The organism is Hwangdonia sp., from assembly GCF_048381975.1.
Classification (GTDB): domain Bacteria; phylum Bacteroidota; class Bacteroidia; order Flavobacteriales; family Flavobacteriaceae; genus Hwangdonia; species Hwangdonia seohaensis.
Map to the genome: position 1 here is coordinate 204,047 of NZ_JBLWYT010000006.1, position 14,160 is coordinate 218,206.

The 14,160-nt window shown below is 37.8% G+C and carries 10 protein-coding genes; 9 read left to right on the plus strand and 1 reads right to left on the minus strand.

From position 1 onward, the window contains the following. Window positions 1-206: 206 nt before the first annotated feature. The 7 genes from dsrP to ACN5J7_RS12320 all read left to right on the plus strand — a co-directional run bounded on the left by dsrP (window position 207) and on the right by ACN5J7_RS12320 (window position 8,488). The gene (gene dsrP / locus ACN5J7_RS12290) at window positions 207-1,430 is read left to right on the plus strand and encodes a sulfate reduction electron transfer complex DsrMKJOP subunit DsrP (RefSeq protein ID WP_418604116.1); all 1,224 of its coding nucleotides are present in this window, start codon (window positions 207-209) and stop codon (window positions 1,428-1,430) included. A gap of 107 nt (window positions 1,431-1,537) precedes the next feature. Then, a complete protein-coding gene (locus ACN5J7_RS12295) occupies window positions 1,538-2,800 on the plus strand; it encodes an alginate export family protein (RefSeq protein WP_418604117.1) in 1,263 nt (420 codons plus the stop codon). Between the two features lie 156 nt (window positions 2,801-2,956). Next, complete coding sequence (locus ACN5J7_RS12300; RefSeq protein WP_418604118.1) at window positions 2,957-4,492, plus strand: YifB family Mg chelatase-like AAA ATPase; 1,536 nt, start codon at window positions 2,957-2,959, stop codon at window positions 4,490-4,492. Between the two features lie 45 nt (window positions 4,493-4,537). Further along, entirely contained in the window at window positions 4,538-5,089 is a 552-nt protein-coding gene (locus ACN5J7_RS12305; RefSeq protein ID WP_418604119.1) for a hypothetical protein, read from the plus strand. 322 nt (window positions 5,090-5,411) lie between these two features. After that, complete coding sequence (locus tag ACN5J7_RS12310; protein ID WP_311939050.1) at window positions 5,412-5,753, plus strand: multidrug efflux SMR transporter; 342 nt, start codon at window positions 5,412-5,414, stop codon at window positions 5,751-5,753. 439 nt (window positions 5,754-6,192) lie between these two features. Beyond that, window positions 6,193-6,567, plus strand: coding sequence for an effector-associated constant component EACC1 (locus tag ACN5J7_RS12315; RefSeq protein WP_418604120.1), 375 nt, complete (start codon window positions 6,193-6,195; stop codon window positions 6,565-6,567). Between the two features lies 1 nt (window position 6,568). Continuing rightward, window positions 6,569-8,488 (plus strand): caspase family protein, encoded by a 1,920-nt coding sequence (locus tag ACN5J7_RS12320; protein WP_418604121.1) that lies wholly within the window; start codon window positions 6,569-6,571, stop codon window positions 8,486-8,488. 124 nt (window positions 8,489-8,612) lie between these two features. Here the strand turns inward: ACN5J7_RS12320 and ACN5J7_RS12325 are convergent, their stop codons facing one another. Beyond that, complete coding sequence (locus ACN5J7_RS12325; RefSeq protein ID WP_418604122.1) at window positions 8,613-9,602, minus strand: hypothetical protein; 990 nt, start codon at window positions 9,600-9,602, stop codon at window positions 8,613-8,615. 93 nt (window positions 9,603-9,695) lie between these two features. On the opposite strand from ACN5J7_RS12325, the gene ACN5J7_RS12330 reads away from it, so the two are divergent. Beyond that, window positions 9,696-10,835 (plus strand): DUF2891 domain-containing protein, encoded by a 1,140-nt coding sequence (locus ACN5J7_RS12330; protein ID WP_418604123.1) that lies wholly within the window; start codon window positions 9,696-9,698, stop codon window positions 10,833-10,835. Window positions 10,836-10,924: 89 nt separating this feature from the next. Further along, window positions 10,925-14,155: a S41 family peptidase gene (locus tag ACN5J7_RS12335; RefSeq protein ID WP_418604124.1), complete on the plus strand. Its 3,231-nt coding sequence runs from the start codon at window positions 10,925-10,927 to the stop codon at window positions 14,153-14,155. Window positions 14,156-14,160 lie beyond the last annotated feature (5 nt).

Sequence of the window (14,160 nt, forward strand, 5' to 3'; positions counted from 1 at the left end):
TGCTGATTGCGGCCTGAATACTGCCGATTGCAGATTGATCCGCGTTAGGGATTGAGCGGCATGTTTGAGCTCGCCGACGCAGGAGGAAGCGAGTAGTGAAAGCCCGACCCTTGTGGTAACGCCCAACTTCTCGATACAATTCCAATAAAAATTGGAATTACTCGAAGTGACACAATAGATAAAACCAAGAGTTATAATAAAATGGTATGCGACGATTAAAAGTTTTTAGAAGTTTAGTTATTGATAGCCTTGATGCTACCACAAAAGGATCTGTTAAATATAATATTTGGATGGGTGTTTTAACCTTTATTATGCTTATTGGTATGTATTGTTACGCGATACAATTGGACCAGGGTTTGAGCGTTACGGGTATGAACGATAGGGTAAGTTGGGGTTTGTATATTTCTAATTTTACGTTTTTGGTTGGGGTAGCCGCAGCGGCGGTGATGCTGGTTATGCCAACTTATGTGCTTAAGGATATTGATTTTAAACAAGCCGTACTTATTGGCGAAGGGCTTGCCGTGGCGGCGCTTATTATGTGTTTGGCCTTTGTGGTTGCCGATATGGGTGGACCATCGGTACTTTGGCACATGATACCCGGAATTGGCGTGTTTAACTTCCCGAATTCGATGTTGACCTGGGATGTTATTGTGTTGAATGGTTACTTGTTTTTAAATTTGAGTATTCCGTTTTATATTCTTTTTAGACGTTACCAAGGCAAGGTGCCCAACCCAAAAGTGTATATTCCGGGAGCTATATTATCGGTTTTGTGGGCGGTTGCCATTCATTTGGTTACGGCGTTTTTATATCAAGGGTTGCAGGCGCGTCCGTTTTGGAACAATGCCTTGTTGGGGCCTCGGTTTTTGGCATCGGCATTTGCTGCCGGACCTGCTTTGATTATTTTGGTTTTGGCGGTTATACGGTCGTTTACGGCATTTAAAATAGAAACCAAAACTATCAATAAGATTGCTATGATTGTTACGGTGGCGGCCCAAATTAATATTATTATGTTGATTTCGGAGTTGTTCAAAGAGTTTTATGCACCAACGCACCATAGTGAAAGTGCGTATTATTTGTTTTTTGGATTGGAAGGAAAAACAGCCTTGTTACCATGGATTTGGACCGCGATTTCAATGAATGTTGTGGCTACCGTAATGTTAACCTTTAAACCGCTTCGAGAAAACCTAAAGGTGCTTTACTTTTGTTGCGGATTACTTTTTGTGGCGATTTGGATTGAAAAGGGATTCGGGCTTATCGTTCCTGGATTTATCCCCGGGCCTTATGGCAAAATCGTTGAATATTTACCAACCAAAATAGAGGTGGGCGTCACTTTAGGTATTTGGGCCATGGGTGCTTTTATTTTTACCATACTCGCCAAAACTGCTATTGGTATAGAATTGGGTAAAATTAGATATAAGAAGAAATCCTGATTACCGAATTGTAATTTTATTCAAGCATTTTTTATTTGAATTTTATGAGATATGTCATAAACTACGCCGTACATAGCCTATATATTTGTACCATAAAAATTTAAAAAATGAAAAAACAATACGTATTCATGTGCATGTTGATGGCGACCATTCAATTCGCACAGGCACAATTTACATTAGATGGCGAGTTCAGACCCCGTACCGAATACCGCCACGGATTTGGAAGCATTATTCCCGATGCTGCCGATGCCGGATTTGGAATTTCTACGAGAATTCGTTTAAATGCAGGCTATCAAGTTGATGCCTATAAGTTTTATTTGAGCTTGCAAGATGTGATGGTTTGGGGCGAAAACCGACAAATTCTACCTTACGATCAAAACAACTCGTTTGCTGTGTTTCAGGCTTGGGCGGAAATTAATTTAGGTGAAGGGTTTTCAACAAAATTAGGGCGTCAGGTTTTATCTTATGATGACCAGCGTATTATGGGCGGACTGGATTGGGCGCAGCAAGGGCGCAATCACGATGCGGCTTTGTTAAAGTATAAAAAAGGAAAGTTTTTAGCTGATTTTGGCTTGGCATTTAATCAAGATTATTCGCATCCCACGGGTTTTGTTTCAACAGGAACGGGCTATAATACCACAGGTTTCTTTTCGTATAAAACCATGCAATATTTGTACTTAAAACAGGCTTGGGAAAACTTTTCCGGAAGCTTGTTGCTGTTAAATAATGGATTTCAGAAATTCGATACCAACAACAATCCCGATGGCGTAAATAGCATTCAAACTTTAGGGACACATTTAGATTATAAAAAAGGAAGTTTTGGAGTGGCAGCCAACGCTTTTCTTCAAGCGGGCGATAATGTAGATGGTGCTTATTTACTAGGATTGGATTTTAGTTATAAAGCGTCCGATAAAATAGAACTTGGAGCAGGTTTGGAATTTATGAGCGGAAATGATACATCGACTCCAGATACCGAAGCATTCTTTCCATTATACGGCACAAACCATAAATTCAATGGGTTTATGGATTATTTCTTCGTAGGGAACCATGCCAATTCCACTGGGTTATTTGATGTTCATGTGAGTGCCAACTTTAAATTAAGCGAGACTTCTGGCTTATTGGTTAAAGTTTTAAATTTTAGTGGCGAACAAGATTTACCAAGTGGTGAAAAATCTTTAGGAACAGAGTTGGATTTGGTCTTCTCAAAAAGCTTTAAAGGATACGCTTTAAAACTGGGCTATTCGCAAATGTTTGCTAGCGATGGCATGTACGAGTTAAAAGGTGTTGCTGAAAATGCCGCATCCGATATGCAAAATTGGGCGTGGGCGATGTTGGTGATTAAGCCTAAGTTTTTAAATGGAACCAATTAAATTATAATATATTCATTTTTTTAAGAACCCTCTTTATTGAGGGTTTTTTTTTATTTCTTCATTCCAGAAATTATTCTGTAAACCCGTCAATTGTTTTGCCCCTAACTTTCTTAAAATTAAATTACATTTCTTACATTTAAGCAGTAAACGAATACTATGCTTAAAAAAGTTTTTGGAAGTGCCGTTTTTGGTGTCGAAGCCACCACCATTACCGTGGAGGTTAACGTTGATAAGGGTGTGGGCTATCACCTTGTGGGGTTGCCCGATAATGCCATAAAGGAAAGTAATTTTAGAATTGCCGCAGCGCTACAGAATAATGGTTACAGAATCCCTGGCAAAAAGATTATTATTAATATGTCGCCTGCCGATTTACGAAAGGAGGGAAGCGCGTACGATTTAACTTTAGCCATCGGAATTCTAGCATCTACAGACCAAATTAAAGCCGAAGATTTAGAAAAATATTTGATAATGGGCGAGTTGTCGCTTGACGGCAGTTTGCAACCCATTAAAGGCGCTTTGCCTATTGCGGTGAAGGCCAGGGAAGAAGGCTTTAAAGGATTTATCCTGCCAAAACAAAACGCTAAAGAAGCTGCCATTGTAGACAATTTGGAAGTTTATGGTGTTGAGAATATAAAGGAAGTCATCAATTATTTTGATAAAGATGAAGCTCTTGAACAGACCATAATCGATACCCGAAGGGAATTTGAAAAAAATCTGGACTTTCCGGAGTTTGATTTTTCCGATGTAAAAGGACAGGAAAGCATAAAGCGTTGTATGGAAATTGCAGCGGCTGGTGGCCATAACATTATTTTAATCGGGCCTCCGGGAGCGGGGAAAACCATGTTGGCAAAACGCTTACCGAGTATTTTACCGCCTATGACCTTGCACGAGGCCTTGGAAACTACCAAAATACACTCTGTGGTTGGGCGCGTAAAAGATACCGGTTTGATGGCGCAACGCCCGTTTCGCAGTCCGCACCACACCATATCGAACGTCGCCCTTGTTGGCGGCGGTAGTTTTCCGCAACCGGGTGAGATTTCCCTATCGCACAATGGCGTGTTGTTTTTGGATGAATTACCGGAATTTAAACGCGATGTTTTAGAAGTGTTGCGCCAACCATTGGAGGATAGGGAAGTAACCATTTCCCGCGCAAAATTTACGGTAACCTATCCATCGTCTTTTATGTTGGTGGCGAGCATGAACCCGAGTCCGGGTGGTTATTTTAACGACCCCAGTGCACCGGTAACCTCAAGTCCCGCGGAAATGCAACGGTATTTAAGTAAAATTTCCGGCCCGTTGCTCGATAGAATCGATATTCATATTGAAGTGACGCCCGTACCTTTTGAAAAATTAAGTGAGGACAGAAAAGGCGAAACCTCGGTGGATATTAGAAAACGCGTTACCAAAGCCAGGACCATACAAACGGAGCGTTTTAAGAAATCGGATTCGGTACATTATAACGCGCAAATGAACACCAAACAAATCCGTAAACATTGTGTTTTAGACGAAGCTTCAAAGCAACTTTTAAAAACCGCAATGGAGCGTTTAAACTTATCGGCACGGGCCTATGATAGAATATTAAAAGTGTCGAGAACCATTGCCGATTTGGAAGGTGTTGCAGATGTTAATGGTTCGCATATAAGTGAAGCAATTCAGTATAGGAGTTTGGATAGAGAAGGTTGGTTGGGGTAATATTTAGAATATTAAGGATTAATTTTTTATAATATGTTTAAGAAAATGGATAAATTATCAATTGTATATGCAGTACTTGGAGGTGTTTTTGCTTTATTGTTTACGCTCCGACAAATGAAAGTATCAAGTGATAAGGATTTAGAAGATGATAATTTTAATACTAGTAGCGAAAGATTCTTTAGAGAGCATAATTTTGACAAAGTAAAATACCGAAACTTTTTTAAATATGGCTACACAGTTTACCATCATAGTCTACAATTTGATAAACCTTTTAAAAAATCATATGGGAATGAATTGATTATAGAATTTTCTGATGTGAAGATTTTAGAGCCTACAGCTAATCGTAATTTTCACGTGTTTGAAGTTAAAACTAATTTTAAGAATTTTTCCAATGGTATGAGTTTTGTCGACAGTGTAATGGGGAATGGAGTTGATATTAGTATAGACAATGTGAACAAAGTTCAAATGCTAAGGGAAATAGCTTTCGGTCACCAAGGCACTAAAATGGTAGAATGTTTTATTTTGTTAAATTATGATAAACCTTATACATATCTTGTTGGTTCTAAGGAGTATTCTTTCTTTCAAAAGAAGGATTAATAATTTCTTGATTTTTTTACAATTTAGCTCTTTCCTAGGAATCTTTAGGCTCTCATAACCCCCACGCTGCCGCACAAATCCTTTCGTGTGGCATCTAATTTTAAGCTACAATTATAAACTATATAATAGATGAGCGGAAATTACAAATTCCATAATCCTGAAGACAATGCAAAAAAACGGGGAATTAATAGTTATATTTATATTTTTTCGATTTAAAGTTTGGTTTAAAAAGTTAAATTGAATATTGGCGACCGTTTGTTTTATCAAACGATGATAGTTACAAGGAGATTATGTTTTTTTTGGTAAAAATTAAATTATGAGTATAAACTGGATATTATTGGTTATTGGCGGCGTTTTTGAGACCGGTTTTGCCATAAGCTTAGGAAAAGCACAGCAAACTTCGGGTAAAGAAATGTGGCTCTGGCTATTGGCGTTCATTGTTTGCGTAAGCATTAGCATGTACCTTTTATTTAAGGCCATGGGTGGTGAAGCCGCAATTCCTGTGGGTACTGCCTATGCTGTTTGGGGTGCTATTGGCGCAATAGGTACTGTTATTGCAGGCATTGTATTGTTTAGTGAGCCTATAACATTTTGGCGAATATTTTTTCTTACAACACTGGTTATTTCAGTAGTAGGGCTACAATTGGTCGGTGCGGAAAAATAAGTCAGATTTAATGGGAATTGCTATTTACAGATTCAATTAACCGTTTCCCCCCGCAACCGCTAGTCTGTGACCAGTGGCGGAAAAAATGAACTAGAGTAAATTATATAAAGTAGCTACTATTCGAAATTTAAAACTTCAAAGTATTTCGAAAATCACAAAACCCATAAACTCCAAAACAACCATAACCATTGGGTTTAAAAATATAGCTAGCAAATATGTGCGTTAGGGATTGAGGCATTTGTTGGAGCTCGCCGACGCAGGAGGAAGCGACTGCTGAAAGCCCGACCCCTTTTGGGGGTAACGCCCAAAACCTTTCGAACAACAAGTGTTTCATGTAAACTTCTGAAAAACACGTAGGTACTTTAAAAATCGCGAAACATTTAACTGCATATCTGAAATAAATTCTATAAATTTGGTTTACAGCCAAAAAACAATAATTATGGAAAATAAACAGATAGAAGTTATTCTGAATCCATCTTCAGATTTTTTTGATGAAAACGATCCGCGATGGTCACAACAAAAAAATTTACTTGTCCGTGATTTGCAAGGAAGAGCCACAAAAGTCGAAAAGAAATCAGAGCCTATGGACGGTATGAAAGGCGGATTGGAAACCTTAATTATCACCCTAGGCCCTGCAGTAATAACAGGAATAGTAGATGTGGTTAAAGCGTGGTTGGCTAGGGATAAGTCTACCAAAATTGAATTATCGGCAAATATTAACGGAAAAACGGTTTCGTTTACCGCCGATGCCAGCGGCGTTGACAAAAATACGCTTAAAGAATTCCTTGAACAAGCCATAGAAAAAGCTTCGTAATATGAGTGTAACCTATAAAGCTATATTGATAGGGAACAGTGAATATCCTGAAGATCCGCACGAATTAAAAAAGCTTAATGGGCCCGTAAACGATGTCAAGATATTAAAACAGGCGCTTTGTAATCCTGAAAAAGGATTGTTTAAAGAAGAGCATGTTGTTGAACTTATAAACGCAACATCTGTAGAAATGCTTGCAGCTATGGAGGATTATTTCAAAAATCTAACTTATAACGATCAATCGTTGTTTTATTATAGCGGGCACGGGTTGCACAACATCATGAATAGGTTGTATTTAGCCGCTAAAAACTCAAAGAAAGACTCCTTGATTTCTACAGCGATATCAGATAACACCATCAACATGTTACTGGAATCTTGCGGAACCAGAAAGCATATTTTAATTCTCGATTGCTGCCACAGCGGCTCGTTTAAAGGCGGGGATTTGCCACAATCGTTACTTGGTGAAGGCCGTTTTGTTATAACCAGTTCAAGTTCGGAAGAATTAACGGCCGATACCAATAAACCTGATAGCCCAAGTCCTTTTACAAAATACCTTACCGAAGCGCTCTTAGCAGATGAAATAGATAGAAATCAAGACGGATATGTGAGCATTAATGAGGTTTATGAGTATATCTATCCAAGAATCAATAAAGAAACCAAGCAGCGGCCCCAAAGAAAGTTTGGAGATACTTCCGGTGATCTCCCGCTTTGCAGACGGAAACCTTTACCTAAAAAAGAATTGGATGCGATAAAAGAGAAAGACAAAACCATGAATCTGGGCAGTGGGAAACCCCGATTGAACGTATCTGAACAAAAAATTGACCACCTTGGTGTGGCATTTGACGAGGACTTGCTGGATGAAATTATAGACGTGTTTAATGAAGGAAGCGGTAAATTAAATTGGGCCGCAACTTGTGATGCCGATTGGATTGATATTGAAAACCATGACACTTACATTAAGCTAAAGTTAACCCCAAAAGTAGGCATGAACCGTGGTAGTATTCGTGTGAAAGATAAAAATGGCGGCGGCTCCAAAACTATACGTGTTACGGTTGAAAAACTAAAAGAGCCCGCTAAAAAAATGCCGGAGCCTGAAATAGTAAATAATATAGATACTGAAAAACAAGAAGCGTCTGTTTTAAAAGATGAAGCTACAACCACATCAACAAAGCTCTTGGTTTCTTTCAAGGATGTAAAAATGCGGCACATCAATCAAGCCAAAGCCATTGTGGATAACTCTGAACAATCGGGGTCAATCCTTGTGTTTTCAGACCGCATAGTATTTGATGGAGAAATTAAAATCACCATAAAGGATATTGATGTGTTAGACTACTATCCGCAAGATATCAATCCGGGTTACACCTATAACTATATGGGGGTTTCGGGGAATTATGATGGTGTAAAAAAAATGATGTATTTCTATAATTTTAGTTGGTTTGGTGCCGGACAAACCTGGAAAATGGCGGAACAGATACACCACTTGATCAAGAATAAAAAACTGACCGTTACTACAAACTTTAAAACACATATTAACGATAATCAAAGCAATCAAAACACGACATCAAACTTTCAGCCGCCTCAAAAGCCCACGATTCCGCCACAGCAAAACAACATTTACATGCCGGGGTCTTGGAGCATTTATATTTACCAATTTGGGCAACAAATCTCTTATTTAAATCTCTATTTTAACGTTGGTGGCGCATTAAGCGGCACCCAGCAAAGTGTTGATGGGTTTTCGCAAATAAGCGGTACTTGGGGGTATAATCCGCTCAACAAACTGTTAACATATAATGTTATGGTTTCTTTAATGAATGGCTCAATACCAGACCATGGCAGTGTGAGCCTGAAAATGGAGGCAAATGGCAATGTTTCTGGAACCGATCTTTTAGGTAGGCAATGGACACTGCAAAAAACGGGGAATTGATTTCTATTTTTTTGATTTAAAAATTTAAAATAAATTTTTGCTATGGCTTTTTTTGTCGATGGCGATATGAGTAAGTAGAAAATTTGTATTTTAACCAGCATTTCCAAACTGGTAGCGTGGAGTTTTATTTTTTTCTCTTTTTTAAAGCTTTTGTTGATTTTCTTTTAATGTTTGGAGTGTCTTTTTTCTTTAATGAGTTCATTTCTTTAATTAGGATTTTATTTTGAGAATTAGTTTCTTCTATAGTTTTATTCAATTTTAAAATTGAATTAGAGATTTCTTCATTTGATGAATTTTTGGTTAATAAATTTTTCCAACCTTCATAAATACTTGGTATTGAAAGTAAAAAACCTAATATTGTTATTATAACTATAACCCAAGCAGCTTTTTGGATTAATGATTCTTGTCTTTCATACCATGTCATTACTTTAATGGGTAATTCAACTTTGTCATTTTGCCAACTTTCTCCATTATAATAAGTGAAAATAAAAGTAAAATAATAATTTCCTGGATTTATATTGTTTTTAGTTATCAAAATCCATTCTAAAGGAGAATGAGTTTCATTTTTTATGGAATAATTTTTTTCAATTAAAAGATCAGTATAACCATAATTGGATTTAGATCCTTCACGTTTGCCTTTGAAATCACTAAAAAAAGTATGAAACCCTCCATTTTCAGTATATTTGAATACTCCTCCTAGTTTTACTGTTACGCCGCCACTATGCCATTTCATTTTACTTTGTAGACCAAAACCAGGTAAGATTATAGACTTTGATTCATCAATAATATCTGCAGAAACTGTCGAAATTATTTTTGTGCTATATGGGTCAATTAATCCATATCCAGTTATATAATGTTTAATAATAATAGTGTCTCCAGGTGATATAGTTGAAATATTTGCATTTAATATCTGCTTATATCTTCCGCTTTTTTCACTATTTTTATATTCTTGAATTAGCTTTGGAATTTGATTTTTATTCAATTGTTTACTAGCTAATGAAATAGCATTTGAATCATTTTTAGTTTCATATCCATTTTCTTTATTTTGGGAAAAAATAAATAAGTTGCTTAAAATAATAATGAATAGAATAGTATATTTTTTGGGTAAAACCATAAGTAAATATAGAACAATTCATACATTATATAAGTATTTTTAAATTTTATCTTTATTATAAAGTTACAAACTCTTAATTGTTAAATTTATAATATGAAAAAACAAATCATTATAATAATAACAGTATTAATATTTAGCTGTAACACTTCAAAAGAAAAAAAGCAATCCGCTGAAACCAATCCCAAAGTAGTTTCAACCTCACAATCAGCTCCAATTCTAGGCACCCCAAAACTAGACCTAAAAGGCGCAAATACCTTAGCGCAATTACCATTGCATTGCATCAATACCGAATATCCAAACAAGCTCAACCAAACTATTGGTGGCGATGAAGATTTAAAATCCCCAAGCGCATTGCATCCTGCGTTTTATGGGTGTTTTGATTGGCATTCGTCGGTTCACGGGCATTGGAGTTTGGTGAGTTTACTCAAACAGTTCCCGGATATTGAAAATGCTGATGACATTAAAAATCAACTTCTCAATAACATTTCAAAAGAAAATATTGAATCCGAAGTGCAATATTTTTATGGCAAACACAACACATCTTACGAGCGTACCTACGGTTGGGCGTGGTTGCTTAAACTCGCCGAAGAATTGCATACTTGGGACGACGAAACCGCACGAACCCTTGAAACCAATTTACAACCGTTAACCGATTTAATTGTTGGAAAATACATAGAATTTCTTCCCAAATTAAATTACCCAATAAGAGTTGGCGAACACACCAATACCGCTTTCGGGTTGTCTTTTGCTTACGATTATGCTTCAACGGTAAATAACGAAACATTAAAAAACCTGATTGCACAACGCGCTAAAGATTTTTATTTGAAAGACGCCGGTTGCCCAATAACCTGGGAACCCAGTGGTTTCGATTTTTTATCGCCGTGTTTAGAGGAAGCCGCTTTAATGAAACGTGTTTTATCAACTGAGGATTTCAAAGTATGGTTGCATGAATTTCTTCCGCAGTTAAAAGATAAAAACTTCAAACTCGAAACAGGAAAAGTGTCCGACAGAACTGATGGAAAATTGGTGCATTTGGATGGCGTTAATTTTTCGCGTGCATGGAGTTTAAATAAAATTGCCGAAGGATTGCCGGAGTACAATCATTTAAAAAACATCGCCAATCACCATATAAATTATTCGTTGCCAAGTATTGTAGGCGACAGTTACGAGGGCGGCCATTGGTTGGGAAGTTTCGCGATTTACGCGCTTAATTCCACAGCCAAAATCAAATAGAATCTCAATATTATGTTAAAGCCATTGCAAACAACAAGTATGTCTTTAATTTTTTATATTTTTCTTCATTAAACTAATTAACTAAACAAATGAAACCATTTTCTTTAATGCTTTTGGCATGCAGTTTTTTGTTTGCCAACGCCGTATCTGCACAAAACCCGATAGTAAATTCACCAGCTTTAAATGCCGATGGCACTCAAATAGCCTTTAATTTTCAAGGCGATATTTGGACGACAAATATAAACGGTAAAAACGCAAAACGATTAACCGTTCACGAAGGGTACGATACCAATCCGCTGTGGAGTGCAGATGGAAAAACCATTGCGTTTCAGAGCAACAGGTTTGGAAATTATGATGTTTTTACCATACCTTCAAATGGCGGATTGTCACAACGAATTACGTATCATTCAACCACCGATAATTTAACGGATTACACTAATAATAGTGATATTTTATTTTCAACACGACGGGATTTTGCCCAAGTTGAACGCGAATACGAAACGCATAAAGTAAGCGATAAAGGCGGAACACCACATAGGTTTATGAGCACATTAGGCTTCGATTCCAAATTATCACCTAACGGAAAATTTATTGTTTTTGTAAAGGGTAATTGCAGAATCCAGCGTGAAGCGTATCGTGGTTCGGCAAATAGGGATTTGTGGTTGTACGATATTAAAAATGATAAATACACACAACTAACCACTTTTGATGGCAACGATTTTTATCCGCAATGGGGCGATAACAATACCATTTATTTTCAATCGGCACGAAGCGGAAAATATAACGTACACCAACTTAAGATTTCTGATGCGGGCGCGAAAGAAGGACCAATAGAGCAGGTGAGTGCGTTTAAGGATATGGGCATATTTTCGTTTCATGTAAGTAGAAACGGAAATGCTATAATTATGGCTCAAGCCGATAAGGTTTTTGTAATGGATACGGCAACCAAATCCCAAAAAGAAGTAAACATTGATATCGCTTCAGATTACAGGTTCGATCCTGTGGAGCGCAAAACATACACCAACAGAATTGGCGAAATTGCCGTATCGCCAAACGGAAAATACAGTGCGTTGAACATTAGAGGCGAGGTATTTTTAAGGGAAAATGATAAAGATAAAAGCCGAACGGTAAACGTTTCAAATTCATCGTACAGAGACAGAATGGCCACTTGGGTTAACGATAGCACCTTGATTTTTATTTCGGATAGAGACGGACAGAATGATTTGTACGTGGTAACTTCCGATGATAAAAAAGAATCAAACCTCTTTAAAACCTTAAAACATCGGGTTGAAAGAATTACAAAAACCAAGGAAAACGAAAGTAATTTGGTAATGTCTCCTAACGGAAAAGAATTGGCATTTCAAAGAGGTCGGGGCATGCTTGTGGTTGCGAACATAGATAACTCCGGAAAAATTTCAAACGAAACCATTTTGCTTGATGGTTGGGATGCTGCCGATAACGTATCGTGGTCGCCAGATTCCAAATGGTTGGCGTACAGCTTGAGCGATCTGGATTTTAACAGCGAAATTTATATTCATAAAGCCGATAACTCCAAAAAACCAGTGAACATTTCGATGCATCCAAAACAAGATTATGGTCCGGTATGGAGTGCCGATGGAAAAAAATTAATGTTTTCATCCAATAGAAATAATGGCGATTACGATGTTTGGTTTACTTGGTTAAATAAGGCAGATTGGGAAAAAACAGCTGAAGATTGGAAAGAAGATGATGATGATGACAAGAATAAAAGCAAAAAGAACGACAAGAAAAACGACGATGACAAAAAAGATAAAGATGCGGTTAAGGACATTGTAATCGATTTTGATGACATCCACGAGCGTCAAATACAGGTTACTTCGTTTACGGGCGGCGAGTTTGGTAGAGCATTTTCAAAAGACGGAAAAACCATTTACTACACTACGGGCAATGGCACCAGAGGCAATCCCGATACCGAATCCGATTTGTTTAAAATTTCATGGGAAGGAAAAGACAGAAAAGCCATTACAAATGGGAATAAAAGACCTTCCAATATTGTGGTAGACAATAAATATTCAAATTTGTACATGACCAGCGGATTTGGTAGTCTTTCAAAAATTAATATGTCGTCTGATAAAACTGAAAGCCTTCCTATTTCAGCGCGATTGAACGTGGATTACCACGAAGAATCAAATCAAATATTCGAGGAAGCTTGGAAAGCACTTAACGATGGGTTTTACGATCCCAATTTTCATGGTCGCGATTGGAATGCCCTAAAGAAAACCTACAAGCCTTTGGCTATGGACGCTTCCACCAGAATAGATTTCCAAAACATGTTCAATTGGATGTTGGGTCAGGTAAATGCAAGTCACATGGGCTTCCGTTCTGGAGAATCTCGCGAAGATTTGCAAAGACAAAGCACCGGTTTGTTAGGCTTGGAGTTTACGCCCAATAACAACGGAAGTTTAAAAGTTGAAGCGGTAATTGGCGACATGCCTGCCGATAGAAGCATGAGTAAAATACGTGTCGGCGATGTGGTTACTGCCGTAAATGGCACTAAACTTACTAAAGATTTGAATGTTTACAGCTTGTTGGAAGGCACTGCAAACGAGAAGATTTATTTAGATGTTAACCGAGGAAATAACGCCGTTGAAGTCGTAATCAGACCTACAAGTAGCAACCGTTTTGAAAACTATAAAGCTTGGGTAAAAGAACGTAAACGCCTGACTGAAAAATACTCGAATGGGCAGTTGGGTTACATTCATATTCAAGGGATGAACTGGACGAGTTTCGAGCGTTTTGAGCGCGAACTCACCGCTGCCGGTTTGGGCAAAAAAGGACTGGTGATTGATGTGCGATTTAACGGTGGTGGTTGGACAACCGATTATCTTATGGCGGTTTTAAACGTAAAGCAACACGCTTATACGGTGCCTCGCGGCGCTGCTGGAAATTTAAAAACCGAACATACAAAATTTAAAGAGCATTATCCGTTTAGCGAGCGTTTGCCTTTAGCGGCTTGGACCAAACCATCTATAGCGCTGTGTAATCATACCAGCTATTCGAATGCCGAAATATTTTCGCATGCGTACAAAGCATTGAATATTGGTACTTTGGTTGGCGAACCTACTTTTGGAGCGGTTATTTCAACAGGTTCGGCTCGATTAATAGACGGCTCTAGCGTTAGAATGCCGTTTAGAGGTTGGTATGTAAAATCGACTGGCGATAACATGGATTTTGTACCGGCAGTCCCGGATATTTTAGTGCTAAACAATCCAGATGATAAAGCAAACAACCAAGACACACAACTTAAAAAAGCAGTGGATGAATTGTTAAAGCAACTATAGATATA

What these genes read in the sequence shown, in the direction of transcription:
- dsrP (WP_418604116.1), top strand. Translation starts at nt 207, where the DNA reads ATGCGACGATTAAAAGTTTTTAGAAGTTTAGTTATTGATAGCCTTGAT.
- ACN5J7_RS12295 (WP_418604117.1), top strand. Translation starts at nt 1,538, where the DNA reads ATGAAAAAACAATACGTATTCATGTGCATGTTGATGGCGACCATTCAA.
- ACN5J7_RS12300 (WP_418604118.1), top strand. Translation starts at nt 2,957, where the DNA reads ATGCTTAAAAAAGTTTTTGGAAGTGCCGTTTTTGGTGTCGAAGCCACC.
- ACN5J7_RS12305 (WP_418604119.1), top strand. Translation starts at nt 4,538, where the DNA reads ATGGATAAATTATCAATTGTATATGCAGTACTTGGAGGTGTTTTTGCT.
- ACN5J7_RS12315 (WP_418604120.1), top strand. Translation starts at nt 6,193, where the DNA reads ATGGAAAATAAACAGATAGAAGTTATTCTGAATCCATCTTCAGATTTT.
- ACN5J7_RS12320 (WP_418604121.1), top strand. Translation starts at nt 6,569, where the DNA reads ATGAGTGTAACCTATAAAGCTATATTGATAGGGAACAGTGAATATCCT.
- ACN5J7_RS12325 (WP_418604122.1), bottom strand. Translation starts at nt 9,602, where the DNA reads ATGGTTTTACCCAAAAAATATACTATTCTATTCATTATTATTTTAAGC.
- ACN5J7_RS12330 (WP_418604123.1), top strand. Translation starts at nt 9,696, where the DNA reads ATGAAAAAACAAATCATTATAATAATAACAGTATTAATATTTAGCTGT.
- ACN5J7_RS12335 (WP_418604124.1), top strand. Translation starts at nt 10,925, where the DNA reads ATGAAACCATTTTCTTTAATGCTTTTGGCATGCAGTTTTTTGTTTGCC.